Annotated in this window: 1 pseudogene; it reads left to right on the top strand. The window is 26.9% G+C overall.

Annotated elements, in window-relative coordinates:
* Nucleotides 1-82 precede the first annotated feature (82 nt).
* A pseudogene (locus KM800_RS15615) lies at nt 83-208 on the top strand (IS256 family transposase); the annotation flags it as partial.

The raw sequence follows: 208 nt of genomic DNA, 5'->3' as shown, positions 1-208 counted from the left end.
CAAATCTATACCCATTATTTTTGCATAGTTAATTGGTAGATTTGGAATAATATTCTTAATAAAATAAAAGGAGATATTTCAAATGAAAGAAGCTAAGGTACCAAATATTAATTACAAGGAAGAAGTAAAAAAGTGTAAGACCATGGAAGATGTAGTAGGAAAAAACGGTTTGCTTCAAAGACTTTTGAAAGATGTTATACAAAATATG

It is taken from the genome of Clostridium tyrobutyricum, from assembly GCF_019144085.1.
In the GTDB taxonomy this organism is placed as follows: domain Bacteria; phylum Bacillota; class Clostridia; order Clostridiales; family Clostridiaceae; genus Clostridium_B; species Clostridium_B tyrobutyricum_A.
The sequence above is the reverse complement of the archived record's forward strand: the minus strand, read 5'-3'. Positions and strand labels throughout refer to the sequence as shown.